Source organism: Micromonospora sp. NPDC005324 (assembly GCF_040607155.1).
GTDB classification, from domain to species: domain Bacteria; phylum Actinomycetota; class Actinomycetes; order Mycobacteriales; family Micromonosporaceae; genus Micromonospora; species Micromonospora trifolii.
In genome coordinates, this window is sequence record NZ_JBEXGE010000014.1 from 141,634 (window position 1) to 168,119 (window position 26,486).

Consider the following 26,486-nt stretch of genomic DNA (forward strand, 5'->3'; position numbering starts at 1 on the left):
CGACCCTGCCGGCCTGCTCGCTAGCGTGCGGCCACCGCGGGCGGTCAGCGCCGGCACGGTTCGCACGTCCTTCGGAGGAGATCATGAGGATTGCCGTCGTTGGTGCCGGATTCGCCGGTGTGAGCGCAGCGAAGGTGCTGCGGCAGAGCGGATTCGACGTCACAGTGTTCGAGCGCGCGCCCGACGTCGGTGGGGTGTGGAGTCGTACCAGGCGTTACCCCGGCCTGCACACCCAGAACGACAAGGGCACCTACCACCTCTCCGACCTGCCGATGCCCGCCGACTACCCGCAGTGGCCGTCGGGTGAGCAGGTCCAGCGGTACCTGGAGAGCTATGTGGAGAAGTTCGGGCTGGCAAGCGCGCTGCGCCTGTCCACGGAGGTCGCCTCCGCCGAGCTCGTCAACGACGAGACCGGGTGGCTGGTCACCTCGCGGCCGGCGGGCGCCCAGGCCCCGCTGACTGTGGAACGGTACGACCACCTGATCGTCGCCAACGGCATCTTCTCCGACCCGTTCGTCCCGTCCTTCGACGGGCACGCGAACTTCGCCGCCGCCGGAGGGCGCGTACTGGCGACGGGGGAGTTCCACGACATCGAGGCGGCCCGAGGTAAGAACGTCCTCGTGGTGGGGTACGGCAAGTCGTCCTGCGACGTGGCGGTCCCGGTGAGCGAGGTCGCCGCTCAGACCCACGTCGTGGCGCGCGAGCTGCTCTGGAAGATGCCCCGCAAGCTCGGTGGGGCGCTCAACTACAAGTACCTGCTGCTCACCCGGATGGGCGAGGCGCTCTTCCGCTACCTGCACCTGAGGGGCTTCGAGCGGTTCCTGCACGGCCCGGGGAACGGTCTGCGCCGACGCATGGTCGACAGCGTCGGCTCGGTCGCGACCCGGCAGCTCAACCTGCGCGAGTTGGGTCTCGTACCCAACGGCAGCTTCGAGGACATCGCCCGCAGCACGGTCAGCCTCGCCACCGAGGGCTTCTTCGAGCGGGTCACCGACGGCCGCATCGCCGTGCACCGGGAACAGGTGATCACCGAGTTGCTGGTCGACGGCGGCCGGCCCGCCGCCCGCCTGGCCGACGGCACGGTGCTCCCCGCCGACCTGGTGATCTGTGGCACCGGCTTCCGCCAGCACGTGCCGTTCTTCGACGACGCGTTGCACGCCCGGCTCCAGGACGACGCCGGCAACTTCATGCTCTACCGGCAGATCCTGCCGATCGGCGTGCCGCGGCTGACGTTCGCCGGCTACAACTCGTCGTTCTTCAGCCCGCTCAGCGCGGAGATGGCGGCGGTCTGGACGGCCGCGCACCTGCGGGGTGGGATCACCCTGCCGACCGAGGTCCGGATGCGCGACGAGGTGCGCGCCCGGCTGTTCTGGATGACGAAGCGCACCAACGGACGGCACGCTCGCGGCACGAACATCATCCCGTTCTCGATGCACAACGTCGACGAGGTGCTCGACGAGTTGGGGCTCAACGTCGGCCCGCTGACCCGGGCCCGGCAGTGGCTGTTCCCCGTCGACCCGGGCACCTACCGCCGGGTGACGGCACAGATGATCCGGCGTACCGCCGACCCGGTATCCGCCATCAGCGGCGGGGGCCCGTTAAAGATGGATAAAATACGCAGATAGGGGTCCAGGTGGTGCCCGTCGGCGAGGGAGGCTCGGGGACGATGGCAGCGGAACAGGGTCACCGCCGTGGCGTGCCCGTGCCGGCGGCCCTGGCCGGCTGAGCTGTCTCGCCGTCCGTGCTGACGCGCACCGAGTTCTTCCGTGGTCTTGGGGACAGTAGGAGCCCCCGCTCGGCGACCGTCCTGGAACTGCTGTTCGACATCGTCTACGTCTTCGCGCTGGCCCGCCTCGCCGGGCGGGTCGCGGACGACCTGACCATCGTTCGGCACACGCTGCTGTCCGAGGCGGGCCAGACCGTCCTGTTCTTCACGGCGATGTGGATGATCTGGTCGCTCAACGCCCTGTTGGCGAGCACCTACGACCCTCGGCGCCCCGACCTGCAGGTCGTCCTGCTGGCGACGATGTTCGGCACGCTGGTGCTGGCGGTGACCCTGCCCCAGGCCTTCGGTCAACGCGGCGTCGTCTTCGCCTGCGCCTACGTCGTCATCCAGGTCGGTCGACCGCTCTTCCTGGCGTTCGCCCTGCGGGGCCACCCGGTGCGCGCGTTCTCGCTCCGGGTGCTGACCTGGCACCTGGCGACCAGCGTGCTCTGGATCAGCGGCGGCATCAGTGGTGGCCTCGGTCGGGGCATCTTCTGGACCATCGCCCTCGCCATCGAGATGATCGGCGCTGCCACCACCTACCCCCTGCCCCGAGTGGGCGGGAGACAGCTCACCAGCCTGGGGGTCACCGTCTCCCAGGAGCATCTCGCCGAGCGGTACAACCAGTTCTTCATGATCGCTCTTGCCGAGGTGGTGCTCGAAGCCGGGGCGGCGGTCAGCTTCCCGGGCTTCTCGACCGAGGGAACCATCGTCCTCGTCGCCTCGTTCGTGGCGGTCGTCTCGTTCTGGCGGATCTACTTCTACCACGTCAGGTCTGGTTACGCCGCTACCCCGAGCGGGGAGGGAATCCAGCTGTCGCGGTGGGCGAGCTACAGCCTGCTGCTGATCGTCGGTGGCATCATTTGCACCGCAGTCGGCTTCGGACAGATCATCGAGGACCCGCACCCGCCGATCGACTGGGCCCTGGTGGCCATCGTCTTCGGCGGCCCGGTGCTGTTCCTGATCGGGCGGAGCACCCTGGAGCGGGAGGACCGGTCCGCGCCGCGGTGTCGGGCGCTGTACTTCGGCGCGTTGGCGCTGGTCGTGGCGGCCCCGCCGATGGTGCTGCTCCCGCCGGTCGCGGTGGCGGCCGCCGCGGCGGTGATCCTGGCCGGCATCACCGTGTACGACCAGCGAGCCCACAAGCGTGGGGCGGAGACCAACCCGACGCTGTGACACGGCATTGCGGGCCGGCGACCAGTCCGCGTATGGTCGTCGGGCACGCCGTCGAGCTGGAAGGAGGTCAGAACAATGTCCGATGTTCTGCGCCCCCTCCGCGCTCCGGCGTCCGCGCGGATCTGATCTGGGGCGCGCGCTTCCCGGAGGACCAACCCATGACTGATCTGGTCATCCGTCCGCTCGTCGCGGGCGAGGAAAACCTGTTCGACTCCATGCCTGATCCGCTACCCCAACTGCGCCAGGTCGCGTACGCCGACGGGATCGCCGGCGGTGGCTACCGACCCGAGAACACCTGGGTCGCCCTCCGTGCCGGCCGGGTGGTCGGTCGGGCGGCCTGGGTCCTCCCGCCGGGTGCCATCGGTGCCCCGTGGCTGGAACGGTTCGACCTGGAGGCCGAGCCGGAGGTGGGCGCCGAACTGCTGCGCGCCGCCCACGACGCGCTGGGCGGTCCCCGTCTGTACTACGCCGCGCTGCCGGCGCACTGGCGGCGTCGGCCCGAGGTGCTGGCCGTGGTGCGGGCACCCATGGAGGCCGCCCGGCTCGCCGGGCTGGTCGAGCGGGGGGAGCGGCTGCGCTGCTCCTGGACGGGCACACCCCTGCCGGCGTCCTCCGGACGGTACGACTTCCGGGCGCCCGTTGACCTGGCGGAGATCAACGCCCTGGTCGCCAGGATCGCCGGGCCGGACGTGCTGACCGGCGTCGAGAACGCACGAGCGGTCGGCGGCGTCGACCTCGCCACCGATCCGCTCGCCTGGCTGGGCGACGCCACCGAGGGGTGGCGCGTCGCGGTGGACGCCGGTAAGCCGGTGGGCCTGGCCGGAACGGCCGGCGACGCCTGCTTCCCACTGCTCGCCTATCTCGGCCTCCTCGACGAGGCGGCCCGGCCCGAACTGCTGGCCGAGGCGGTCCGGGTGCTGGCCGCCGGCGGTGCCCGCGAGGTCATCGCCGACGTCGATTCCCACCGCGTGGCGGTGCTGGCGGAGCTGGAGCGGACCGGCTTCCGGCAGTTGCGCTCCCGGGTCGTCTTCGCGCCGCCGAACACCCAGGAATAGCTGACCGGGTGCGCCCGGTCACCCGGGCGCACCCTCAGCCGACGCCGAGCGCGACCCCTGTCAGCATCTGACCATGACGGAGATCATCGCGCTTCTCGTCGGCGGGTTGGCGCTCGTCGGGGCGGCGGTCGCCGGGCTCTACCTCTGGCCGGTGGGCCGCCGCGGGCTACGGGTCGCGCCGGCCCGACCGCTCGACTTCGACACGGCCACCCGTGCCGCCGCGGCCATCATCGCCGCCGAGGCGGCCGATCCGGAGGTGCGACCGGAGTCGCGCAGCCGCCTGCTGAGCCATGGCTCCCGAACCGGCCGGGCCGTGCTGTTGCTGCACGGGTACACCCTCGCTCCGGAGCAGTACGAAGGGTTGGCCGAGGAGTTCTTCGACAGTGGGTACAACGTCTGGGTTCCCCGGGCTCCCCAGCACGGGACCGTCGACCGGCAGGCCCACCACCGGGTCGAGGCCGGTGAGCTGACGGCGTACGCCGCGCGGGGATGGGCCGTCGCGGCGGCCCTGGGAGACGAGGTCGGCGTCGTGGGGATCTCCGGAGGCGCCGTGCTGGCCGCCTGGCTGGCCCAGGTGCCGGGCAACGTCGTACGGCATCTGCTGTTGCTGTCGCCGTTCTTCGGCCCGAACCCGCGACAGGCGCCGGCCTACGCGGTGAAACCGCTCATCGTGCTGTACGGGCGTCGCGTCCTGCGGGACCGCGTCACGTCGCGCGGATATTCGCTCGCCGCAGTCACCCAGTACCTGACGATCGCCCGTACCCTGCCGAATCCGCCCCGGCGGACCGGTCTGCGGACAGCGGCGGTCGCGATCAGCCCGCTCGACGGCGTGGTGGATCTCAGGGCGGCGGTCGACGTGCCGCGCCGGATCGCCGACGCGAACGCGATACCGCTGCGGGTGTGCACCCTGCCGGCGACGTTGGGCGTCGAACACAACACCCTCAACCTGGGCGCCGACGGGAACGAGTGGCGCCGGCGGTACGTCGCGCTCTACGAGGGCGAGCCGGCGCCGACGAGCGACGCGCCAATCCATCAGTAAGCGACGTCGCCCCGGGGCCCCCGCCCCGCCGATCTTGCACTTTTGGTTGTCGACATGAGTGGGATGCCCCTTATGCCGTGACAGTAAGTGCAAGATCGCGGGGCCGGGGGGCGTGATCGCGCGAGGTTCTACTTGCCGTTGAACACCGGCGGGGCGTAGCCGGCTGGCTTGTCGCCGATGCCGAGGCCGGGGCTCACCACCCAGGACTGGTACTGCGGGGTGAACATCACGTAGGGCGCCCCGAGCCGCGGGGCGCTGGCCTCGTCGAGACGGCGGCGGGCGTCGGCCGGGATCTCGAAGTCGAGCGCACCGAAGTTGCTGGCGACCTGCTCGGCGCTGCTCGCACCGATGATCACCGAGGCCACGGCGGGTTGGGTGGCGACCCAGTTGATCGCGACCTGGGCCATGCTGCGGCCGAGCTCGTTGCCGACGCTCTCCAGGGCGTCGATGACCTGCCACTCGCTGGCGCTGACCTCGCGGCCGCCGGCGTCGGGGTTGGTCAACCGGCCGGTCCCGCTCAGGCCGTCGCCGCTGCGCCGGTACTTGCCGCTGAGCAGGCCACTGGCGATCGGGCTCCACGCGGTGAGCCCCATGCCCAGAGACTGGGCCATCGCCACGTACTCCGCCTCGATGCCGCGACTGACCAGTGAGTACGGCAGCTGCACGTTGATCATCGGGGCCAGGCCGTGTGCCTCGGCGTAGCTCTGCGCCCGAGCCGCGTACCAGGCCGGGACGTCGGAGAGCCCGGCGTAGCGGATCTTGCCGGAGCGCACCAGGTCGTCGAAGGTGTGCACGACCTCCTCGACCGGGGTGATCCGGTCCCAGGTGTGCAGCAGGTACAGGTCGATGTAGTCGGTGCCGAGCCGGCGCAGCGATGCCTCCACGGCTCGCATGATGTGCTTGCGACCGTTGCCGCTGGCGTTCGGGTCGGACGGGTCGACGGTGTTGGTGGCCTTGCTGGTGAGCACGAGCCGGTCGCGTACGCCGGCCCGGTCGATCAGACGGCCGAGGATCTTCTCGCTCTCGCCGGCGGTGTAGAAGTCCGCCGTATCGATGAAGTTCCCGCCCGCCTCCAGGTACTGCCGGAAGATGGGCTCGGCCTCCTCCTCGGTCTTGCCGTACGCGGCGTGAAACCCGTCGACACCGAAGTTCATCGTGCCCAGCGCCAGCCGGCTCACCCGCAGACCGGACCGCCCGAGCAGGTAGTAGTGGTTCATCGTGGTGCCCTCCCGATCGTGGTGTCGGCCCGCTGCGGACCGTGCGTTCCCGACCTTGGCTCGACAAAAATGGACCTGCAAGTCCAAAAACTGAGGTACGGTTGGACCCTCAGGTCCAGACCAGGAGGTCTCATGACACGGGCGTTGACCCGCAAGGGCGAGGCGACCCGGGCGCGGATCGTCGCCGGCGCGGCCGCCGAGATCCGCGAGCGCGGCGTCGACGAGGTACGCCTTGAGGACGTGATGGCCCACACCGGCACCAGCAAGGGCCAGCTCTTCCACTACTTCCCGGATGGGAAAGAGGGGTTGCTGCTCGCGGTGGCCCAGCACGAGGCGGACCAGGTGCTCATCGACCAGGAGCCGATGCTGAGCAACCTGACGTCCTGGCCGGCCTGGTTCGCCTGGCGCGACCTACTGATCGAGCGCTACCGCGCGCAGGGGGTGAAATGCCCGCTCAACGGTCTGCTCGGCCAGACCGGGCGACGGGCGCCCGGCGCGCAGGCGATCGTGACCGGGCTCATGTGGCGCTGGCAGAAGGCGATCACCGAGGGCATCCGGCACATGCAGTCGACCGGCGACATCGCCCCGGACCTCGACGCCGACCGGGCCGCCGCGGCACTGCTCGCCGGCATCCAGGGCGGCGTACTGCTGCTGCTCTCCACCGGAAAGATCGACCACCTCGAAGCCGTCCTCGACCTCACCATCGACTCCCTTCGGGCAGGTGCCCGGACGACATGACTGTGTCAGGATCTGCTCGTCCGGCCACGCCGGTCACGGTCGGAGAGAGGCGGTCGGTCATGTCGGCAGGAATGGCGGCGGCACTGGTGGGCGGCGGGGTCGTGATCTTCGCTGGCCTGCTGCTGGTGATCATCGGCGGGCTGGGGCGCCGCGCTCGGGCCGGGCGACTGGCGGGCCGATACACGTCCCGCCGGGGCAACTCGTCGGACAACAGCTCGTCGAGCATGGGCGGGAGCTGAGCCGAAGCCGAGGGTGGCGCACCTGGAACTCAAGGCCCGCGACCGGCTGTTGGTGACCGGCCCCACCGGCGCGGGCAAGTCGACTCTGCTTGCCGTGCTCGCCGGTCACCAGGCCAACGCCGGAGCGCTCTGGCGACGACCGGAGCTGCGGGTCGGTCTGCTCGCTCAGGACAGCGTCTTCGAGGATGCGCGGCGGGCGGCACGGCAGGTCTTCGACGGTGCCGTCGGGGTGGAGCGGGCCGAGGTCGTACCGCTGTCGTCCCTCGGGCTGCTCGCCCCGGCAGACCTCGACCGCCCGGTGGCCGACCTGTCGGTGGGACAGCGCCGTCGGCTCGCCCTGACGGTGCTCGTCGCCGATCCGCCGGAACTGCTGCTGCTCGACGAGCCCACCAACCATCTTTCGCCGACGCTCTGCGACGGGTTGGAGGACGCCCTGGGCGCCGGCTTCAGTGCCATCGTCGTGGCTAGCCACGACCGCAGACTCCGCTCCCGCTGGCCAGGCAAAAGCTTCCCCTCCCGCCAACCACCCCCACCTCGTTGATCATGAAGTTGTCGACCTCCGGCCCGAGTCGTGGCAATAACTTCATGATCAACGGGGTGGGGGTGGTTGGAAACGTTTTCGTAACGGGCCCTTGACCTCTCCGGCATCTGCGGAGCAGACTCCCCGGAAACGTTTACAGCTATCGGGTGGAGGTGCCGGACGTGGGTCGTAAACGTTTACAGGAACCGGCGGACGGCCGGCCCACGGTGCACACCGTCGCCGCCCGCGCCGGCGTCTCCATCGCGTCCGCCTCGCGGGTGCTCAACGGCGTCGGCGGCAGCCCCGAGACGATCCGCAAGGTTCGTGAGGCGGCGGCCGAGGTGGGCTACGTGCCCAACGCGATCGCCAGGTCGCTGCAGTCCCAGCGCACCGGCCTCGTCGCGCTCGCGGTGGAGGACATCGGCAACCCGGTCTACGTGGAGATGATGCGGGCCATCGAGGCCGTTGTCGCGTCCTCCGGGCGGCAACTGCTGGTGCACGCCACCGGCGGGCGGATCGACAACGAGACCGCCCTGCTGCGACGGCTGGCCAACCGCTACGTGGACGGCATGATCGTCTCGCCGATCCGGGTCACCGACGACCACCTCGCCGCGCTGGTGGACAGTCCGGTGCCGGTGGTGGTCGTCGGCCAGCTCGGCGCGGACGCCCCGATCGACAACGTGCGTACCGACTCACGAGCCGGTGTGGCGCTGGCCGTGGATCATCTCATCGCCACTGGCCGACGGCGGATCGGTTTCGTCAACGGCCCGCTCGACACCGTCCCGGGCGCCGCCCGCGACGCCGGATTCCGGGCCGCCCTGGCCCGACACGGCATCCCGCTCGACGACGAGCTGATCGAGGTCGGCGACTTCCAGTACGCGGCCGGCCGCGCCGCCACCGAGCGACTGCTCGCCCGCGCCGACCCGGACGCTCTGGTCTGCGCCAACGACCTCATCGCGGTCGGCGCGCTGCACGCCCTGCTGGTCGCCGGTCGTCGGGTGCCGCAGGACGTCGCACTGGTCGGCATGGACGACACCGAGCTGGCCCGGATGATGTTCCCCCAGCTCTCCAGCGTCTCGCTCGGCTCGGCCGAGCGTGGTCGCCGGGCCGCCGAACTGCTCCTGCAACGCATTGCCGACGCCACAGTGCCGCCGCGGCGCGAGCAGGTGCCGCCAAGTCTCGTCGTCCGCGCGTCCAGCGCCGCGACGTTGCCGGTCCCTCGACCCGCCACCGCGCCGGCTGGCCCACCGACCATCCACCCGTCCAGCGAAGGGGTGACCGCATGACCACCCTGGCCGAGCGGCCGGACGTCGAGCGGGCCGAGCCGGCCCGCCGGCCGAACCGGTTCCGCTCCGACCGCACCACCATCTACCTCCTGTTGCTGCCGTCGCTGCTGCCGATCCTGGTGCTGTCGGTGTTCCCACTGCTGCGGGGCATCTACCTCGGCTTCACCGACGCCCGCGCCGGTCGCAACGTCGAGGTCAGCTTCACCGGCCTTGCCAACTACCGCGAACTCCTCGGTGACGAGCTGTTCTGGAACTCGTTCAAGATCGGCCTGCTCTGGGCGGTCGGGGTGACGGTGTTGCAGTTCCTGCTCGCCCTCGGGCTGGCGCTGCTGCTCAACCAGCAACTGCGGTTCCGAGGTGTGGCGCGGGTGCTGGCCGTCGTGCCGTGGGCGATGCCGCCGGTAGTGGTCGGCATCCTCTGGAAGCTCGTCTACCACCCCGACGCCGGCCTGATCAACGAATTCTTCCACCGCATCGGCGCCGACGGACTGCGCACGAACTGGCTGGGCGACTTCAGCACCGCCCTGCCGGCGGTGATCATCGTGGGGGTCTGGGCGGGCATGCCGCAGACCACAGTCGTCCTGCTCGCCGGTCTGCAGGGAGTGGGTCGCGAGCTGCACGAAGCGGCGGCGGTGGACGGGGCCAGCACCTGGCACCGGTTCCGACATGTCACGTTGCCCGCGCTGGCGCCGGTGATCGTGGCGATCACCTCGCTGGACTTCATCTGGAACTTCAACTCGTTCGGCCTGGTCTACGTGCTCACCGCCGGTGGACCGGGCGGCAAGACGATGCTGCCGATGCTCTTCGCGTACGAGGAGGCGTTCCGCTACGGCAACTACGGCTACGCGGCGGCGCTCGGCAACGTCATGGTCGTGATCATCATCGCGTTGCTCGCTGTCTATCTCCGTCGCCGGCTCAGGGAGGCGAACTGACATGTTCGGAAAACCGAGCCGCACGAGCCGGACGCTGCAGTACCTGGCGCTCGCCGGTTACCTGATCTTCCTCGGGTTCCCGCTGGTCTGGCTGCTCTCCACGGCGTTCAAACCGCCGCGCGAGCTGGTACGCCTGCACCCGACGTTGATTCCGGACAACCCGACAGTGCAGAACTTCGTCCAGGCCTTCACCGAGCAGGAGCTGGGCCGGGCGGCGCTCAACAGCCTCCAGGTCTCCCTCGCCTCGGCGGTGCTGACCGTGCTGATCGCCATGCCGGCGTCGTACGCCCTCGCCCGGTTCCGCTCCAAGCTCGGCACCGCCGCGCTCGGCTGGGTGCTGCTGTCCCAGCTCTTCCCGTTCGTGCTGCTGATCATCCCGATCTTCCTGGTGCTGCGGCAGGTCGGCCTGGCCAACACGCACGCCGGGCTGGTGCTGATCTACGTGGTCTGGGCGCTGCCGTTCGCGCTGTGGATGTTGCAGGGCTTCGTCCGCAACATCCCGAGGGAGCTGGAGGAGGCCGCCTCCGTCGACGGCGCGACCCGGGTGCAGGTCCTGCGACGGGTGGTCTTCCCGCTGCTCGCTCCGGGTCTGGTCGCGACCGCGCTGTTCTCCTTCATCTCGGCCTGGAACGAGTTCTTCTTCGCACTGGTGCTGATCAAGACCCCGGAGCTGGCCACCCTGCCGGTGGCGTTGGCCCGGTTCGTCGGCATCGAGGGCACCGCCCGGCTGGGACCCCTGGCCGCCGGCTCGCTGCTGGCCACGCTGCCCAGCCTGATCTTCTTCGCGTTCATGCAGCGCCGGCTCTCGTCCGGGTCGCTCGCGGGCGCCGTCAAGGGCTGACCCGTCCCCCCAGACCACCACCACCAAGGAGGTAACCCCTCATGCTCCGTACCCGATTCCGTCGACTCGCGGCGGCCGCCGCGGTCACGGTCGTCGGCCTCGGCGCGCTCACCGCGTGCGGTGCCGGCGACGACGAGGCCACCTCCGGCCCGGCCAAGCTGCGCTTCCTCAGCCTCGCCTGGCAGAAGGAGTCGTTGCAGGTCAACAAGGATCTGGTCGCCAAGTGGAACGCCGAGCACCCGGACATTCAGGTCGAGTACGTCCAGGGTGACTGGAACTCGGTGCACGACCAGCTTCTCACCTCGTTCGAGGGCGGCGACGCACCGGACATCGTGCACTACGAGGCGTCCTCCATCGGCGAGTTCAGCAAGCAGGGGTACCTGGCCGACCTCTCCGACCTGGTCTCCGACGACTTGAAGGGCCAGATCGACAAGGGCATCTGGGACACCGCCACCGTCGACGGCAAGGTCACCGGTGTGCCGTTTCTGCTGGAGTCGCAGGTCGTCATCGCCAACAAGAAGCTGCTCGACGCCGCCGGTGTCGCCGTGCCGCCGGCCGATGGCGGCTGGACCTGGGACGAGTTCCAGGCCAACGCGCAGAAGCTCACCAAGCCTGGCCAGTACGGTGCGGCCTGGGCGCTGAAGTCGCCGACCAACCGGGTGCTGAACCTGGCGCTCAACTACGACGGCACGTTCTTCTACGGCGACGGTGGGCGCACCGAGGTCAAGGTCGGCGACGCGGAGAAGGAGGTCCCGAAGCGGATCCACGACATGCTCTACACCGCCAAGTCCGCCTCCCCGGAGGCGCTCGGCATGAGCGGCGCGGACACCCTGCCCGGCTTCTTCGGCGGCAAGTACGCGATGCTGCCCGGCTCGGTGTCGCTGCGCCAGCAGATGGTCGAGCAGGCGCCGGCCGGCTTCGAATGGGTCACCCTGCCCCCGATCAAGGGGCTCTCCACCAAGCAGGCCGCCAACCCGCAGACGCTGTCGATCTCCGAGGACAGCAAGCACAAGAAGCAGGCCGCGCAGTTCCTGGAGTACTTCCTGAACCCGACCAACATGGCCGCCCTGGCCAAGGGCGACTGGTTGGTGCCGACCGGCAAGCAGGCCAACGAGGAACTGCTCAAGCTCACCGCCGGCAAGCAGGGCTGGGACGTCGCCGCGGACAGCGCCACGGACCTGACCGTCGCCCCGTTCCAGCAGGCCGACGGCTACCCGGAGTGGAAGACCAAGTACGCCACCCCGGCTCTCCAGCAGTACTTCGCCAACAAGATCACCCTCGATCAGCTCGGCACGCAGCTGGTCGACGGTGGCAAGCAGGTTCTGAGGTAACGACATGTCACTCTTGCTCGACACATCGGTCGGTTGCCTGGTCGGCGCCGCGGTCGGAGACGCCCTGGGTGGCGCCACCGAGACGGCGCTGCCTGAGCAGATCCGTACCCGCTTCGGCGGCTGGGTCGAGGGCATCGTGCCCCCGTACCACGCCGACTGGGCCACAGCGCGACCCCTTGCGCCGTACCACAAGGGCGACGGGCACATCACCGACGACACGTTGATGACCCACGCCCTGGTCCGCGCGTACGCGGCCAAACGCGACCACCTAGACGCGTACGACGTGGTGGACCTGCTGGTTCCCGACCTGATCGAGCGGGTGGTGTACATCCCCGACCTGGAGCGCGACGGGGTGACCTTCCACCGGCTCGCGGCCGCCGAACGGTGGCTGGTCACCCGACTGCACCACGCCCACGCGGATCCGCGTGAGGCCGGGGTCGGCAACATCGTCAACTGTGGCGCGGCCATGTACATGGCCCCGGTCGGCATCGTCAACGCGGGCGACCCGGCCGGGGCGTACGCCGAGGCGGTGGAAATCGCCGGTGCGCACCAGCACAGCTACGGGCGGGAGGCCGCCGCCGTGTTCGCGGCCTCGGTAGCGGCGGCGGCGACTCCCGGCGCGGACGTCGAGGACGTCGTCGCGGCGGCGCTGGACCTGGCCCGCGACGGCACCCGCGCGGCCATCGACGCGGTGGTCAAGGAGGCCCGCGGCCACCACGACTGGAAGCAGGCCATTCCGGCGCTGCGGGCCGCGGTCGCCCCCTACGACACGGTGGGGGAGGAGTACCGCAGCCCTGGGCTCGGCGCGCGGCGGCCCAGTCGGCTGCACGCCATCGAGGAGCTGCCGGTGGCTCTCGGCATGCTCGTGGTGGCTGGCGGCGACTTCCGGGCCGCGGTTCTCGGCTCGGTCAACTACGGCCGGGACGCCGACTCCACCGCCACCATGGCCGCCGCCATCGCCGGGGCGCTCGGTGGCGCCGACGCGGTGCCGTCGGAGTGGTCCGACGTGGTGGCCACCGCCTCCAAGACCGACCTGGTGGAGCCGGCCCGGGTCCTCGCGACGGTGGCCGGCGAGGTCTTCGAGCGCGACCAGACCCGGTTCGCCCGCCGGGCGGAGCGGTTCGCCGGGCTCGCCGCCGGTGCCACCCGGGGGGCTGGGGGCGAAACCCGGTGAGGATCACCTGGGTCCAGCCGGAGGACCTGTTGCCGCACGAGCTGGCGGCCAGCCGGGACGAGGGGCGCGACGTCGCCGCGATCGCCGAGCGGTGGACGGCGGCCGGCGGGGACCTGACCCCACCGGTCAGCGGGGCGTCGGTGACCCCGGTGCCGCCGGAGCTGCGGGCCCTCGCGACGGAGCTGCTGGACGCCGCCGACGCGCTGCCCGCCGCCGACACCGCCGACGAGGCCGACGACCTGGCCTCGCTGCGCGCCGGCTGGCCGGCCAGATGGTCCCTGCCGACCGAGGCGGCGTACGACCGGCTGCACGGCGGGTGGCTCGGCCGGGCGGTCGGGTGCCTGCTCGGCAAGCCGGTGGAGAAGATTCCGCGCAAGGGCATTCGGGAGATCCTCACTGCGACCGGCAGGTGGCCACTGCGCGACTGGTTCACCGCGACGGGACTCCCGGCCGACGTGGCCGCCCGCTGGCCGTGGAACCGGCGCAGCGCGCCGACCAGCCTCGCCGAGAACATCGACGGGATGCCCGAGGACGACGACCTGAACTACGCGTTGCTGGCCCTGCGCGTGCTGGAGACGCACGGTCGGGGCTTCGCCAGCGCCGACGTGGCGCAGGCGTGGCTGGACTGGCTGCCCGCTGGGCGGGTCTTCACCGCCGAGCGGGTGGCCTACCGCAACCTGCTGCTCGGGTACCCGCCACCGCAGAGCGCCCGCCGGCACAACCCGTTCCGCGAGTGGATCGGCGCGCAGATCCGCACCGACGTGTACGGCTGGGTCAACCCCGGCCGCCCGGACCGCGCCGCCGAGCTGGCGGTGCGGGACGCGACGGTCAGCCACGTCCGGGGTGGGGTGCACGGCGCGCTCTGGGCGGCGGCCCTGGCCGCCGCCGCGCCGGTGGCCGACACCGTGGACGAGGTGCTGGACGCCGCCGAGGCGGTTCTACCGCCGGGTAGCCGATTCGCCGTCACCGTTCGGGAGGCACGCGCCCTCGGCGCGGGCACCGACGACTGGGAGCGCGTGGTTGACGAGCTGTACGCACGGCACGGCCACCTGCACTGGGTGCACGTCCGCAACAACGCGGCGCTGGTGGCCGCGGCCCTGGCGTACGGCCGGGGGGACCTGGAACGGTCCATCACCGCTGTGGTCAGCGGCGGCTGGGACACCGACTCGACCGGCGCGACGGTCGGCGCGGTGACCGGTGCGCTCAGCGGTGCGTCCGGGCTGCCGCAGCGGTGGGTAGCCCCGCTGCGCAACCGGCTGGCCAGCAGCATCGCCGGCTTCGACGGGATCGGCTTCGACGAGCTGGCCGAGCGGACCCTCGCCCTGGCGCAGCCGGCGACGGAAGGGAGCGTGGCATGAGCGCGCGGGTGGCGGTGGTGGGCAGCAGCAACCTGGACCTGGTGGTCACGGCGTCGCGGCTGCCCCGCCCCGGCGAGACGGTGCTCGGGGAGAACTTCCGGACCGTACCCGGCGGCAAGGGCGCCAACCAGGCCGTCGCCGCCGCCCGGGCCGGAGCGGCCTGCGACTTCGTGGGCGCGGTCGGCGACGACGATTTCGGTACCCGGATGCGGGCGAGTCTCGTCGACGCCGGCGTGGACGTTCGTGGTCTGCGGACCGCCGCCGGCCCCTCGGGTGTCGCGTTGATCGCCGTCGACCGGGACGCGGAGAACTTCATACTGGTCGCGCCCGGCGCCAACGGCACGCTGACCGAGCTGGACGTGGACGACCAGGCGACGATCGCGGCGGCGGACGTGCTGCTGCTGCAACTCGAGGTGCCGCTGACCGCCGTGCTCCAGGCGGCGCACTGGGCCCGGGCCGACGGCACCACAGTGGTGCTGAACGCCGCGCCCGCCGCCGCGCTGCCCACCGCCCTGCTCGACCTGGTCGACGTGCTGGTGGTCAACGAGCACGAGGCGGCTGTCGTCGCCGAGGTCGCCTCCGACGACCCACCGGTCCTGCTCGATGCCCTGCTGAAGCTGGTGCCCCGGGTGGTGCTCACCCTCGGCGCGCGCGGGGCCGCGTACGCCGATCGACACGGCCTGCGTCTCGCGGTCCCGGCGCCGCAGATCGACGCCGTGGACACCACCGCTGCCGGTGACGCGTTCACCGGCGCGCTCGCCGTGAGCTGGGCCGAACGCGGCGCCAGCAGCGAGGACACCGTCACCGCCAGCCTGCGCTGGGCCTGCGCCGCCGGCGCGGCCTGCGCCCAGCGGCACGGAGCGTCCACAGCCCTGCCCGACCGGCCGGCCATCGACGCCCTCTACGACGCGACCTACCGAGGTGCACCGTGAGCTTCAACCCGTACGTCCCACGCCCGATCGACCGGCCGACCGAGGTGCCGTTGGGCGGACACGCCGACCTGAGCACCCTGGACGAGGCGAAGATCTTCGCCGCGCCGCCCGACCCGGCGGACTGGCCGGCCTGGCGCGAGCAGATCGCCCGCTGGCGGGTCGACGCCCGGGACCGGATCGGCTACGTCGGCGAGCACTACGACGAGATCGCCGGTGACTGCTTCAGCGTCTGCCTGGCCTGGCTCTGGGACGAGACCCTCTACGACCACGAGCGCGGTGTCTTCACCGTCGACGCGTTCCTCGACGCTGCCGGGCTGGACTTCGGCGGCTTCGACGGGGTGGTGCTGTGGCACGCGTACCCGGTGATCGGCCTCGACGACCGCAACCAGTTCGACTGGTACCGGGACGTCCCGGAGCTGCCCGCGGTGGTGCGCGCGTTCCAGCAGCGGGGGGTGCGGGTCTTCGTTGACTACAACCCGTGGGACACCGGCACCCGGCGCGAGCCGGGCAGCGACGCCGAGGAGGTCGCCACGCTGGCCGGCAAGCTCGGCGTCGACGGGGTCTTCCTGGACACCCTCAAGGAGGGCGCCGGGGAGCTGCGCGCCGCGCTGGACGCGGTACGCCCCGGCATGGTCCTGGAGGGCGAGAGCCGGGTGCCGCTGGCCCGCATCGCCGACCACGCGATGTCCTGGGCGCAGTGGTTCGCCGACTCCGAAGTGCCCGGCGTGCTGCGGGCGAAGTGGTTCGAGCGACGGCACGTGCTGCACCACACCCGGCGCTGGCACCGCGACCACCTCGACGAGCTGCACTCCGCCTGGCTCAACGGCGTCGGGGTGCTGGTCTGGGAGAGCGTCTTCGGCGTCTGGGTCGGCTGGAACGAGCGGGACCGCGCGGTGCTGCGGGCGATGCGCCGGGTGCAGGCCAGCCACGCGGCGTGGTTGCGCGCCGAGGACTGGGAGCCGCTCGCCGACCATCCCGGCGACGGCCAGGTGTACGCGTCCCGCTGGACGCACGACGACGAGCCGCTGTGGACGGTGGTGAACCGGGGCGCGGACCACGACGGCCGGTGGCTGATCACCGACCCGAGCGACGGCCGACACTTCGTCGACCTGGTCACCGGTGCCGAGCTGAGCGTCACCGAGACCGCCGACGGTCGACTGGCGGTGGGCGGCCCGCTCCCGGCCGGCGCGATCGCGGCCGTGACGCGCGGAGTCGCCGCCGCGCAGCGGCACGAGCCGCCGACCGGCGACCCGTCCTTCCCGGCCCGCGCCGCGGTGCGCGTCCGCACGCCGTGGGCGCCCCGGCCGCAGGTGCCGCCGGGCCTGGTCGCCGTCGAGGGCGGCCGGCACGACCTGGTCGTCCGGCACCGGGTACGGGAGACCGGGCTGTACGGCGAGGCGCCCTACGTCGACGAGTGGAAGCCCCTGCCGCCCCGGCTTCACCACCCCGGCACGCTGCGGCGCAGTGTGGCGCTCGGCCGGTTCGCCATCGCCGTGCAGGAGGTCACCCACGGCGAGTACACCGAGTTCCTGCGCGCCACCGACTACGTTCCGGTGCGCCCGGAGCGGTTCACCGCCGGCTCCGGTCCGGCCGACGCCCCGGTGACCGGAGTCGAGCTGGCCGACGCGCGGGCGTACGCGGCGTGGGCCGGGCTGCGTCTGCCCACCGAGGACGAGTGGCAGGTCGCCGCCGAGGCGGGGCTGCTCGTGCGACGGGAACCCCTGGTGTGGAATCTGACCGAGAGCGAGCACTCCGACGGGCGTACCCGCTTCGCCATCCTCAAGGGTGGCGCCCAGTACCGGGCGGAAGGCTCCGACTGGTACCTCGACGGCGGCCCACAACCGGCGGACGTCTCGGTGAAGCTGCTGTTCACCGGCGCTGGTCTCGCCCGCTCCGAGCAGGTCGGTTTCCGCTGCGCGGCCGACCTGTCGGAGGTGACCCGGTGACCGCGCCACTGGACGGCGTCACTGTCGTCGACCTGGCCACCCTCTTCGCCGGGCCACTCGCGGCGGCGTTCCTCGGTGACTTCGGCGCCGACGTGATCAAGGTGGAGCATCCGGCCAAGCCGGACCCGTCGCGGGGGCACGGCCCGGCCCGCGACGGCGTCGGGCTCTGGTGGAAGGTGCTCGGCCGCAACAAGCGCACAGTCACCCTCAACCTCTCCGACCCGGACGGCGCCGCGTTGCTGCGCCGGCTGCTCGCCGACGCCGACGTGCTGGTGGAGAACTTCCGCCCCGGAACCCTGGAGCGGTGGGGGCTCGGACCGGCCGAGCTGCACGCGGTCAACCCCCGGCTGGTGATCACCCGGATCAGTGGGTTCGGGCAGGTCGGCCCGTACGCCCGCCGGCCCGGCTTCGGCACCCTCGCCGAGGCGATGAGCGGTTTCGCGGCGGCCACCGGGGAACCGGACGGGCCGCCCACCCTGCCCCCGTTCGGGCTGGCCGACTCGGTGAGCGCGCTCGCCGCCGCGTACGCGGTGATGCTCGCCCTGCGGGCCCGCGACCTCACCGGGGCCGGGCAGGTGGTCGACCTCGCCATCATCGAGCCGATCATGGCGATGCTCGGGCCGCAGATCACCTGGTACGACCAGCTCGGCTACGTCCAGCCCCGGTTGGGCAACCGGTCCAACAACAACGCCCCGCGCAACACCTACCGGTGTGCCGACGGGCGCTGGGTGGCCGTCTCCACCAGCGCGCAGAGCATCGCCGATAGGGTGCTGCGGCTGGTCGGCCGCCCCGAGTTGCTCGACGAGCCGTGGTTCGCCGCCGGCAGCGGGCGGGCCGCCCACGCCGACGAGTTGGACGCGGCGGTGAGCGCCTGGGTGGCGCAACGGGACCGCGACGAGGTGGTGGCCGCGTTCGAGGAGGCGCAGGCGGCGGTCGCCCCCGTCTACGACGTGCGCGACATCCTCGCCGACCCGCAGTACGCGGCGCTGGGCACCGTGCGCACAGTGCCGGACGAGGAGTTGGGCGAGGTACGGATGCAGAACGTGCCGTTCCGCCTCGGCGAGACGCCCGGCGAGATCCGGCACGCCGGCCGACGGCACGGCCAGGACACCGACGCGGTCCTCGGCGCGTTGGGTGTGAGCGCCGAGGAGTTGGCCGCGCTGCGCGAGCGGGGGGTGCTCTGATGCTGTTGAGCTGGCTCTACGTGCCCGGCGACCGCCCGGACCGGTTCGCCAAGGCGGTCGCCTCGGGCGCCGACGCGGTCATCCTCGACCTGGAGGACGCCGTGGTCGCCGGGCGCAAGGCGTACGCCCGGGACGCGGTCGCCGAGTTCCTCGCCGAGGCGCACCAGGTGCCCGTGCAGGTCCGGGTCAACGAGCTGACCGGCCCGGACCTCGATGCCGACCTGGCGGCGGTGGCCGGCCGGCCCGGGTTGGCCGGGCTGCGGCTGCCGAAGGTCGAGTCGGCCGCGACGCTGGCGGCCCTCGCCGAGCGGGTCGACGTGCCAGTGCACCCGCTGATCGAGTCGGCGGTCGGGCTGGAGGCCGCGTACCCGATCGCCGCTGCCCACCCGGCGGTGGCCTCGATCGGGCTCGGTGAGGCCGACCTGCGCTCGGATCTGGGGGTGAACGACGACGACGGGCTGCTCTGGGCGCGCGGCCGGGTGGTGGTCGCGGCCCGCGCGGCCGGTCTGACCCCGCCGGCCATGTCGGTGTACGCCGACGTCGTCGACCTCGCCGGGCTGGCCGCCTCCTGTACGGCGGGTCGACGGCTCGGCTTCCTCGGCCGGGCGGCGATCCACCCGCGCCAGCTTCCGGTGATCGTCGAGGCGTTCCGGCCGGCCGATCGCGAGGTGGCCCGTGCTGCGGAGCTGCTGGCCGCCGTCGCGGACGCGCAGCAGCGGGATTCGGGGACCGTGGTCCTGCCCGACGGCCGGTTCGCCGACCGGGCGATGGTGGCCGCCGCCCGGCGCGTCGTGGACCTCGCCGCCCGCTACGCAGCCTGAATCGGGGCCTCGAAATCCTACGGTACTGCGCCGGTCACTCACGACAACCACAGTCTTACTTTGGGCTTATAGGGGTGTTAGATTGATCCCTACGATCCGGCGGGACCAGCGGTACCCGGCTGACGACGGAGGCGTAGAGGTGCTCGTACCGGCCAGGGTTGACTGATGGACAGTGTCCTCCAGTCATGGCCGCAGTGGGGCAGTTGGTTGTTGTTGACTCTCGCCGCCGCAGTGCTCGGGGCTGCCGGCACCCGGGTCAGCGACGCCGCCGTGAGCGGAATCGGGCAACTGTTCGGTCGAGCGCGGGTCGAGGTCTACTACATACCGCTGCCGGTACGAAACATCCTGATCGCGGAGAAGCGTCAGGTGGCGACGATCCGTCGGACCTTGCGCCGGTGTCGAGGTCTGTGCATCCTCACCGGGATGCCCGGTATCGGGAAGAGTCAGGCCGCCGTTCAGTACGCCCACCGACATCGCAGGCGCTACCAGATCGTCTGGTGGATCAACGCCAGCAGCGCCGAGGACGTCGTGTCCGGCTTCGGTCAGCTCGCCGGCGCCACCAGGCTTGTGCAACCCGACGACCCTCGCACGCCCGTTGCGCTCGCCAACGACGTCAAGACCTGGTTGGAGGGCCGTCGCAGGTGGCTGCTCATCTTCGACAACGCCCGGCACACTGATGTCCTGCTCTCGCTCATGCCGCGCAGTGTCCCCCGCACCGGACACGTCATCATCACCTCAAACAATCCCGTTTGGGAGGACCACCAAAACAGCGTGGTGGAGGCCACCGTTCCGTCCTTGCAGGAAGGGTCGGCCTACCTGATTAACCGCACCAGAAATCCCGATCTCGATGGGGCACGGATGGTCGCCTCCGAGCTCGGCTGCCTGCCGTTGGCCCTCGATCAAGCAGCGAGCTACATTCGCGTAACGCACATCCCGTATTGGGATTACCTTGAGCACCTGAAGCAATCGGCGCGGCATTTGATGGAGCGCTCCGCGGTCCTGTCTGCCAGCCACTACAGCGTCATCCACTCACTGGACACGGCACTCCAAGGTGCTGCCGCGATATCCCATGACGCATCAGCCGTCCTCGGAACAGCCTCCTATCTGGACAACTCCGCGGTGCCGCTCCCGCTGCTTCGCGAGGCGACCAACCTGGATGCTCGCCGCTTCAGTGAAGCCATCGCGGCACTCACCCGCTACTCGCTCATCTCGATGGCCAGTGGCAAGGACGTGATCTCCGTCCACTACCTCGTCCAGACCCTCATCCGTGAGAGTCAGCCTGAGGAGCGGGCGCAGCAGTTGCTGGCAGCGCTGCTCAGCGCCCTCGTGCGGCGATTCCCGGAGCGACCTTGGGACGTCAGCGTCTGGCCGCGGGCGGCGCCGATCTTCTCCCACATACTCGCCGCCAGCCAGCACGGACGTCGCCTCGGTATGCGTAGCGAGGAGATGGGCGACGCGGCGCACGCGTGTGGACGATTCGCGTGGAGCATCGGCGAGCTTCCTGTGGCCGGTGAACTATTTGTCGCCGCGTCGGGCATCTATCTCGACTCGTCCGGTCATGACCTTCGGCGCAAGGCCGCGGCAGCACTCAACGACCAGGCTGTTGTCCTCAGCGACTACGGTCGGCCGCGCGAGGCATTGAGACTGCACGGACGGGCGCGTGCGATTTCGCAACAAACGGATGGCCCCGAGTCGGCCGTCTATGCCTGGGCGACGACGGGCGCGGCCTGCGTTCTCCGGGACCTCGGGCACCCTCAACTGGCCATCAATCTCATCGAAGAGAGCATGGCGATCTATGCCAGCATGTCGCCGCCTCATCCCGACCTGTGGTGGTCTCGATCCGGCCGGGCCGGTGCACGGGCCGACCTGGAGGATTATCCCTCCGCAATCGCCGAGTTTCTGGCGGTGCTTGCCGAACGGCAGGACGCGCTGGGCGCTCAGCATCCGGAGGTCGCTCGCTCGCACCACGCACTGGCCTGGGCGTACTACGGTGCCGGTCGATACCAAGAGTCCAGGGATGCCTTCATGTCCGCAGTGCGAGCACGCGAGATGTCCCTCGGTCACGTTCATCTGCACACTGCCCGAAGTTGGACGGGTCTCGCGCTGGCCGAGCAGGCGCTCGGCGACGAAGCAGCCAGCGTGCCGCTGCTGAAGAGCTCCATCGCGCTGCAGAGTCGCCTACTCGATGAGCACCACCTCGACCTCGCCTGGACCCGGCTCGGGTTGGGGCGGCTGACGGCGCTAAGGGAGGACCGGGAGTCGGCTCGGGCATTGCTGCAAGCCGCGAGCAAGGCGGCCGTCGCGGCGCCTGGGCGCACGACCTTGCTGCGGAGGGAGATCGGCACCGCCACGGGCTCACTGGGGGACGGCCAGCTTGAACACTAGTGTCATCGTCACCACTCATCATCTCGTCGACGACTGGATCGAGACGGCGCTCGCCAGCCTGGCGGTGCAGACGGGTGGCCCGGCGTACGAGGTCATCGTCGTGCGGGAGGACAGCCGTCCTGAGCTGGATCGGTTGATTGCCAATGCCTGCGCAGGGCTCGACGTCAGCGTCATCACGGCACCGGAGCGCACACCCGTCGGCGCGGCGCGCAACCTGGCCGCCGAAGTGGCGACCGGTGAGGTGCTTTGTTTCCTCGACGGTGACGACGCGTATGAGCCCGAATGTGTGGCGACGGTGTCCGGCAGGTTCGCCGCCGAGCCTGACTACGACATCGTCTACGGCAACTCCCGCCGGTACGACCGGTTCTTGCGCCACGTGCTGCGCGACATCGACAGCTCTGCGTACCACCGCCTCTACGAACGTCATTACCTCGCGCCGACCAACCCCCTGTTCCACTCCGTGTTCATCGGCCACCCCTTCGCGGTCCGTGCCTCCGCCTTCAAGCGCATTGAGGGCTTCGACGAGGCGAAGCCGTGTGCGGAGCTGACAGACTTCATGCTCAAGTCCTACGTGTCGGGAGCCGTCATTGGTCACGTCGACGCGTTCCTCTGCCGTTACCGCGACAGCCCAAACGGGCTCTCCAAGCATGCTGACCTGCATCGGGAACGGTCAGAGTCGCTCCGGCGCTGGGCCGAGCGAGCGTTGCTCGTGAAGATTATTTCTGTCTCCTGGCTTGGCCGTGTCGCGCCGTATCGCCACGCGCACTACCAGTTGACGACAGAGGATGGACGTCTTGTGCTTCCCTATCTGAACTACGAACGCATGACGCTACGAGAGGACGTGTAATGACGGAGGAGTTCGTTGCCGCGAAGGACGGACACGCGGTGCCCCTCGTCGTCGAAGAGTCAGAGGGGGCCATCGGCGACGTCATCCTCTGCCATGGTCTGACGGCCGACCGGGACGAATACAGCGGCCTGTACGTTCGTGCGGCCGCTGCATTGAGAGCTGCCTCCTTCAACACGTTCAGGTTCGACTACCGCGGCCATGGTCGAAGCGACCTGCCCTCTGAGCAGATGACCATCGCCGGGGAGACCGCCGATTTGACTGCCGTCATGGATCTGGCCTGGAAACGCGATGGGCTGCCGCAGTATCTGCTCGCCACCAGCTTCGGTGCCGTGTCAGCCGTCCAACGCCTGGCGGCAGGCGCCGATCACGTCCGCGGGCTCGTGCTGTGGAACCCGGTCATCGACGTCAGGTCGACCTTCGTCGACCCTGGCACGCCGTGGTCCCGTACCGCCGTCAACGACGAGTCGCGGGGGGAGTTGGCAGCCGGTGCTCGAGAATATGTGTTGCTCGATGGGTTCCGGCTGGGCTTCAACCTGGTACACGAGATGGAACGGACCGACATCACCGGGGACCTGCGCGACCTTCGGCTTCCCATTCTCGCCGCACATGGCACCGCCGACGAACTCGTGCCGTACACGTACACCGAGGCGGCTCTGGCTGACCTACCCCGGTCGCGTCTGATCAGCCTGCCGAATGCCGGCCACGGGTTCCTCGAGCACCAGACCGATGTCCTGCGGGAAACGGTCGAGTTTCTCAGCGGATTGGCCCGAGCCGAGGGGGACGGCAGTGACTGGTGAAAGCGTCATCCATCCGACTGTCGATATGGGGCAAGGCGTCGTCGTCGGTAGCTGGAGTCTCCTGGGGGTGCCCCACAGGCGGCTCTCGGTCGACCACCACGACCCGGGGACCGACCAGCTTGAGCCGGTGAAGATTGGGAGCAGGACGATCGTCGGTCATCACGTGACCGTCTACGAGGGTGTCAGCATCGGGGACGACTGCTTCGTCGACGACTACGCACGCGTCGGCAGGCGCACCACAATCGGTTCCGGAACGATGCTGCTGTATGGCGTCAAGGTCTATGATCTGGTGGAAATTGGGTCCGACTGTCGCATCGCCGGCTTCGTGCCGACGCGGGTTCGGATGGGTGACCGGGTGACGATGATGGGTTCCATCGCCCACAAGTACAACCGTCCTCTCGACTGGTCGAGAGACGAACCCTCCGCAGTCCTTGAGGATGACGTGATTGTCGGCATCGGCGCCACAATCGTCGGCGGTATCACCATCGGACAGGGCTCGTACGTAGCAGCAGGTGCGACTTTGACCAAGTCAATCCCACCCGGTTCGGTGGTGCTCAACACCAACGAGATCATGACCGAGATCCAGTTCGAGGAACGGAAGCGCATTCACGCGGAGGTCATTCAATCACCGCTGCGGTAGACCCTCTCGGTTATCGCTGAAGTCTGGGCGGCATCGGCCGCCCGTTCGGCTCCGGCTCGAGATGATCGAGTCGTGCGAGGTCGGCGGTGCCGGATCGGACAACGGCCGCCGCCAGCGCGACGGTCGCCGACTGGACTCCGCTCTGCTGCTCGGCCGTGGCGATCCGGACCGACTGCGCGAGATGCGCCCGCAGGTGCCCGGCGAGCAGGCGGTGAAACGGCTGCCCGCTGGCCGCCCGCAACGCGGTCATCTCCTGGCCGGTGGCCATGCCCGGCATGTCGTGCCCCTCGTGGGGATTCGTCGTCGGGGCTGCGGCATCGGCCAGTAACCGGCGGGCGCGATCCAAGTCGGCGCGCCGGGTGGTCGCCACCTGGGTGGCCGTCTGCCGCCAGGCCGGGTCGGTGGTCCGCGCCGGTACCAGATCGAGGACGGGCAGCAGGCGTTCGATCATCGCCACCGTCAGTTGCAGCCAGGCGATGTCGGTGGGGTTGAACGCCGTACCCGTGGGTGTCGGCGCGGTCGTCGCCGGTGGCGCGGTCACGGGTGGTGTGGTGGTGCTGGCCGCGTCCCGTGGTCCGGCGCCGCAGCCGGCGACGAGCAGCACGGCGATGAACACTGTCCACGGCGTGCGCTGGCGCATCCGATCTCCCTTCCCAACCACGGCGGCGGGCCCGGGTGACCGGACCCGCCGCCGTCGTCTGGAGCTGTCGCTCAGATCGGTCGGCCGTCGTGACCGCACTTGATGACGGGACGGATGCAGTCCTGGACCCGGCGTGCCAACTCCGCCACCGGCCAGGCGTTGAAGAAGTCGCCGTGCATCGTGTAGCCCGGCCCGGAGGCCAGCCGGAACCGCGACGGGTCGCCGGTCACCGGGTACCGGAGCACCTGGCGCAACTTCGGCACGTGCACCGGGTGGGTGCTCGGGCAGGCCTGGTTCACCGGGTACGCCAGGTGGCTCTTGTGGTCCGGCGAGTCGAGGTCACGGCCGTTCCAACACTGCGGGAAGTCCAGGTACGACTCCAGCATCGTGCCCGACGGGCAGTTGACAAAGTTCTTCGACGGCGGCACGTGCCCGGCGTGCAGGCAGGACCAGCGGGCAATGCTGTCGTTCGGCCCGGTGGCCTTCGCGTTGCCGGCGACGAGCCGCAACCCCAGCGGGAACGGCTGGGTGTTCGCGACGACGTCGGCGCGTACGCCCTCGCCCAGGTAGTAGAACGTGGCGATCGACGGCTCCACCGCGACGTTGTCCCGATACAGGGTGGGCACCCAGTACGACGAGACGTCCACCCGCGGGTTGCAGGTGGTGGGCGAGTTGACCAGGTCGGGAAGGGTGGTCCTGGCGTTCGTCACCGTGCTGCCGAAGAAGCTGTGCATGTGCGACGCCCCGGGCAGCCCGGGGAAGACGATCGGGTCGTCCGGCAGCCGGTGGCTGTAGGTGCAGTCGGCGGGGAACTCGGCGACCCGGATGGCGTTGGCGCCGAAGTCAGCGCCGGCTCGGCCGGGGGCTGCGTCGGCCCGGTTGGTGGTGGACACCAGGTACGTGCCGAGTAGCACCAGCAGGGCGCCGATCGCCGTGGCGACGCGCAGTCGGCGGGGGATGCCGGAGAGGGGTGCGGCCCTGTCCATCGTGACTCCTGTCGGGGAACGGGTCAGGGACAGCTCCGGCGCCGCCGCCGAAGGCATCGGAGTTGTGCCTGGCCAGACTGGGTGGTGGCCGGTTGGGGCCGGTGCGAGAGAGCGCTCTCACTGCCTCTCAGCCTCACGTCGAAGTCGACAATTGTCAATACGTGCCGCAGTTGGTGGAAAAGTCGACGAAGGGCCGGGCCCCGTGGTGGGGTCCGGCCCTTCGGTCGTGTGTGGGTGCGGGTCAGCTGGTGGCGTAGCCGCGGGTGGCGATCCAGTCGGCGAGGTGTTCGACGCTGATCTGGTAGGCGGCTTGGTTGGGGTCGGCGGAGTCGGCGATGGTGGCGGTGTTGCCGTTGTCGTGGTAGCCGACGACGCTGATGTAGTGCCCGCCCTCATACGAGTGGCTCACGCCGTTGGTGTCGGTGCTGGTGCCGGCGATGTTGGCGACCACGGCGCGGCCGTCGTCGATGGTCGTGACGATGTCGGCGCGCAGGGTGTCGGTCTGCTTGGCGTCGGCGTCGGGGCTGCTGATTTCCACGGACCGGTAGGCGTTGGTCTTGCCGGTTTCCTTGTTCAGGACGGGGGTGATGTCGTTGATGGAGTTGGTGCCGGCCTCGGTGGTGCCCATCTCCTTGGC

At 70.4% G+C, this 26,486-nt stretch carries 25 protein-coding genes; 21 read left to right on the forward strand and 4 right to left on the reverse strand.

Annotation, left to right across the window (positions count from 1 at the left end):
- Window positions 1-83 precede the first annotated feature (83 nt).
- The 4 genes from ABZS40_RS17095 to ABZS40_RS17110 all read left to right on the forward strand — a co-directional run bounded on the left by ABZS40_RS17095 (window position 84) and on the right by ABZS40_RS17110 (window position 5,035).
- Window positions 84-1,625 carry an NAD(P)/FAD-dependent oxidoreductase gene (locus tag ABZS40_RS17095; RefSeq protein WP_354944206.1) on the forward strand — a complete coding sequence of 514 codons (1,542 nt, stop codon included), beginning with the start codon at window positions 84-86 and terminating at the stop codon, window positions 1,623-1,625.
- Window positions 1,626-1,741: 116 nt separating this feature from the next.
- Window positions 1,742-2,941 (forward strand): low temperature requirement protein A, encoded by a 1,200-nt coding sequence (locus ABZS40_RS17100; RefSeq protein WP_354944207.1) that lies wholly within the window; start codon window positions 1,742-1,744, stop codon window positions 2,939-2,941.
- Window positions 2,942-3,099: 158 nt separating this feature from the next.
- A complete protein-coding gene (locus tag ABZS40_RS17105) occupies window positions 3,100-3,996 on the forward strand; it encodes an acetyltransferase (RefSeq protein ID WP_354944208.1) in 897 nt (298 codons plus the stop codon).
- Between the two features lie 73 nt (window positions 3,997-4,069).
- A complete protein-coding gene (locus ABZS40_RS17110) occupies window positions 4,070-5,035 on the forward strand; it encodes an alpha/beta fold hydrolase (protein ID WP_354944209.1) in 966 nt (321 codons plus the stop codon).
- Window positions 5,036-5,163: 128 nt separating this feature from the next.
- Here ABZS40_RS17110 and ABZS40_RS17115 read toward each other — a convergent pair whose 3' ends face one another.
- Entirely contained in the window at window positions 5,164-6,252 is a 1,089-nt protein-coding gene (locus tag ABZS40_RS17115) for an aldo/keto reductase (protein WP_354944210.1), read from the reverse strand.
- Window positions 6,253-6,384: 132 nt separating this feature from the next.
- On the opposite strand from ABZS40_RS17115, the gene ABZS40_RS17120 reads away from it, so the two are divergent.
- From ABZS40_RS17120 to ABZS40_RS17200, 17 genes are all read left to right on the forward strand, one after another.
- Window positions 6,385-6,990, forward strand: coding sequence for a TetR/AcrR family transcriptional regulator (locus tag ABZS40_RS17120; RefSeq protein ID WP_354944211.1), 606 nt, complete (start codon window positions 6,385-6,387; stop codon window positions 6,988-6,990).
- A 59-nt stretch (window positions 6,991-7,049) separates the two neighbouring features.
- Complete coding sequence (locus tag ABZS40_RS17125; RefSeq protein WP_354944212.1) at window positions 7,050-7,229, forward strand: hypothetical protein; 180 nt, start codon at window positions 7,050-7,052, stop codon at window positions 7,227-7,229.
- A gap of 13 nt (window positions 7,230-7,242) precedes the next feature.
- On the forward strand, window positions 7,243-7,770 hold the full coding sequence (locus ABZS40_RS17130; RefSeq protein WP_354944213.1) for an ATP-binding cassette domain-containing protein: 528 nt from the start codon (window positions 7,243-7,245) through the stop codon (window positions 7,768-7,770).
- Window positions 7,771-7,931: 161 nt separating this feature from the next.
- Complete coding sequence (locus ABZS40_RS17135; protein ID WP_354944214.1) at window positions 7,932-9,035, forward strand: LacI family DNA-binding transcriptional regulator; 1,104 nt, start codon at window positions 7,932-7,934, stop codon at window positions 9,033-9,035.
- On the forward strand, window positions 9,032-9,967 hold the full coding sequence (locus ABZS40_RS17140) for a sugar ABC transporter permease (protein WP_112678220.1): 936 nt from the start codon (window positions 9,032-9,034) through the stop codon (window positions 9,965-9,967). Before ABZS40_RS17135 ends, ABZS40_RS17140 begins: the two co-directional genes overlap by 4 nt.
- Before the next feature lies 1 nt (window position 9,968).
- The gene (locus tag ABZS40_RS17145; protein WP_112678219.1) at window positions 9,969-10,808 is read left to right on the forward strand and encodes a carbohydrate ABC transporter permease; all 840 of its coding nucleotides are present in this window, start codon (window positions 9,969-9,971) and stop codon (window positions 10,806-10,808) included.
- 41 nt (window positions 10,809-10,849) lie between these two features.
- Complete coding sequence (locus tag ABZS40_RS17150; RefSeq protein WP_354944215.1) at window positions 10,850-12,139, forward strand: sugar ABC transporter substrate-binding protein; 1,290 nt, start codon at window positions 10,850-10,852, stop codon at window positions 12,137-12,139.
- A 4-nt stretch (window positions 12,140-12,143) separates the two neighbouring features.
- A complete protein-coding gene (locus ABZS40_RS17155) occupies window positions 12,144-13,313 on the forward strand; it encodes an ADP-ribosylglycohydrolase family protein (protein WP_354944216.1) in 1,170 nt (389 codons plus the stop codon).
- Window positions 13,310-14,671: an ADP-ribosylglycohydrolase family protein gene (locus tag ABZS40_RS17160; RefSeq protein WP_354944217.1), complete on the forward strand. Its 1,362-nt coding sequence runs from the start codon at window positions 13,310-13,312 to the stop codon at window positions 14,669-14,671. Before ABZS40_RS17155 ends, ABZS40_RS17160 begins: the two co-directional genes overlap by 4 nt.
- Complete coding sequence (locus ABZS40_RS17165; protein WP_354944218.1) at window positions 14,668-15,603, forward strand: ribokinase; 936 nt, start codon at window positions 14,668-14,670, stop codon at window positions 15,601-15,603. The genes ABZS40_RS17160 and ABZS40_RS17165 overlap by 4 nt, the downstream gene beginning before the upstream one ends.
- A complete protein-coding gene (locus tag ABZS40_RS17170) occupies window positions 15,600-17,549 on the forward strand; it encodes an SUMF1/EgtB/PvdO family nonheme iron enzyme (RefSeq protein WP_354944219.1) in 1,950 nt (649 codons plus the stop codon). The genes ABZS40_RS17165 and ABZS40_RS17170 overlap by 4 nt, the downstream gene beginning before the upstream one ends.
- The gene (locus ABZS40_RS17175) at window positions 17,546-18,733 is read left to right on the forward strand and encodes a CoA transferase (RefSeq protein ID WP_354944220.1); all 1,188 of its coding nucleotides are present in this window, start codon (window positions 17,546-17,548) and stop codon (window positions 18,731-18,733) included. Before ABZS40_RS17170 ends, ABZS40_RS17175 begins: the two co-directional genes overlap by 4 nt.
- Entirely contained in the window at window positions 18,733-19,554 is an 822-nt protein-coding gene (locus tag ABZS40_RS17180; protein WP_354944221.1) for a CoA ester lyase, read from the forward strand. The genes ABZS40_RS17175 and ABZS40_RS17180 overlap by 1 nt, the downstream gene beginning before the upstream one ends.
- Before the next feature lie 165 nt (window positions 19,555-19,719).
- The gene (locus ABZS40_RS17185) at window positions 19,720-21,939 is read left to right on the forward strand and encodes a tetratricopeptide repeat protein (protein WP_354944222.1); all 2,220 of its coding nucleotides are present in this window, start codon (window positions 19,720-19,722) and stop codon (window positions 21,937-21,939) included.
- Window positions 21,929-22,786 carry a glycosyltransferase gene (locus tag ABZS40_RS17190; RefSeq protein WP_354944223.1) on the forward strand — a complete coding sequence of 286 codons (858 nt, stop codon included), beginning with the start codon at window positions 21,929-21,931 and terminating at the stop codon, window positions 22,784-22,786. Before ABZS40_RS17185 ends, ABZS40_RS17190 begins: the two co-directional genes overlap by 11 nt.
- Entirely contained in the window at window positions 22,786-23,583 is a 798-nt protein-coding gene (locus ABZS40_RS17195) for an alpha/beta fold hydrolase (protein WP_354944224.1), read from the forward strand. Before ABZS40_RS17190 ends, ABZS40_RS17195 begins: the two co-directional genes overlap by 1 nt.
- Window positions 23,573-24,223 carry a DapH/DapD/GlmU-related protein gene (locus ABZS40_RS17200; RefSeq protein WP_354944225.1) on the forward strand — a complete coding sequence of 217 codons (651 nt, stop codon included), beginning with the start codon at window positions 23,573-23,575 and terminating at the stop codon, window positions 24,221-24,223. Before ABZS40_RS17195 ends, ABZS40_RS17200 begins: the two co-directional genes overlap by 11 nt.
- 10 nt (window positions 24,224-24,233) lie before the next feature.
- Here ABZS40_RS17200 and ABZS40_RS17205 read toward each other — a convergent pair whose 3' ends face one another.
- The 3 genes from ABZS40_RS17205 to ABZS40_RS17215 all read right to left on the reverse strand — a co-directional run.
- A complete protein-coding gene (locus ABZS40_RS17205) occupies window positions 24,234-24,863 on the reverse strand; it encodes a DUF305 domain-containing protein (RefSeq protein ID WP_354944226.1) in 630 nt (209 codons plus the stop codon).
- A gap of 71 nt (window positions 24,864-24,934) precedes the next feature.
- Window positions 24,935-25,849 (reverse strand): DUF1996 domain-containing protein, encoded by a 915-nt coding sequence (locus ABZS40_RS17210; RefSeq protein ID WP_354944227.1) that lies wholly within the window; start codon window positions 25,847-25,849, stop codon window positions 24,935-24,937.
- Between the two features lie 241 nt (window positions 25,850-26,090).
- Window positions 26,091-26,486: C39 family peptidase (locus ABZS40_RS17215; protein WP_354944228.1), on the reverse strand; the 396-nt coding region annotated here is incomplete at its 5' end.

Coding starts and splice junctions, on each gene's coding strand:
- ABZS40_RS17155 (WP_354944216.1), top strand. CDS start 12,144: ATGTCACTCTTGCTCGACACATCGGTCGGTTGCCTGGTCGGCGCCGCG.
- ABZS40_RS17110 (WP_354944209.1), top strand. CDS start 4,070: ATGACGGAGATCATCGCGCTTCTCGTCGGCGGGTTGGCGCTCGTCGGG.
- ABZS40_RS17105 (WP_354944208.1), top strand. CDS start 3,100: ATGACTGATCTGGTCATCCGTCCGCTCGTCGCGGGCGAGGAAAACCTG.
- ABZS40_RS17140 (WP_112678220.1), top strand. CDS start 9,032: ATGACCACCCTGGCCGAGCGGCCGGACGTCGAGCGGGCCGAGCCGGCC.
- ABZS40_RS17095 (WP_354944206.1), top strand. CDS start 84: ATGAGGATTGCCGTCGTTGGTGCCGGATTCGCCGGTGTGAGCGCAGCG.
- ABZS40_RS17205 (WP_354944226.1), bottom strand. CDS start 24,863: ATGCGCCAGCGCACGCCGTGGACAGTGTTCATCGCCGTGCTGCTCGTC.
- ABZS40_RS17195 (WP_354944224.1), top strand. CDS start 22,786: ATGACGGAGGAGTTCGTTGCCGCGAAGGACGGACACGCGGTGCCCCTC.
- ABZS40_RS17115 (WP_354944210.1), bottom strand. CDS start 6,252: ATGAACCACTACTACCTGCTCGGGCGGTCCGGTCTGCGGGTGAGCCGG.
- ABZS40_RS17125 (WP_354944212.1), top strand. CDS start 7,050: ATGTCGGCAGGAATGGCGGCGGCACTGGTGGGCGGCGGGGTCGTGATC.
- ABZS40_RS17145 (WP_112678219.1), top strand. CDS start 9,969: ATGTTCGGAAAACCGAGCCGCACGAGCCGGACGCTGCAGTACCTGGCG.
- ABZS40_RS17210 (WP_354944227.1), bottom strand. CDS start 25,849: ATGGACAGGGCCGCACCCCTCTCCGGCATCCCCCGCCGACTGCGCGTC.
- ABZS40_RS17185 (WP_354944222.1), top strand. CDS start 19,720: ATGGACAGTGTCCTCCAGTCATGGCCGCAGTGGGGCAGTTGGTTGTTG.
- ABZS40_RS17120 (WP_354944211.1), top strand. CDS start 6,385: ATGACACGGGCGTTGACCCGCAAGGGCGAGGCGACCCGGGCGCGGATC.
- ABZS40_RS17180 (WP_354944221.1), top strand. CDS start 18,733: ATGCTGTTGAGCTGGCTCTACGTGCCCGGCGACCGCCCGGACCGGTTC.
- ABZS40_RS17165 (WP_354944218.1), top strand. CDS start 14,668: ATGAGCGCGCGGGTGGCGGTGGTGGGCAGCAGCAACCTGGACCTGGTG.
- ABZS40_RS17150 (WP_354944215.1), top strand. CDS start 10,850: ATGCTCCGTACCCGATTCCGTCGACTCGCGGCGGCCGCCGCGGTCACG.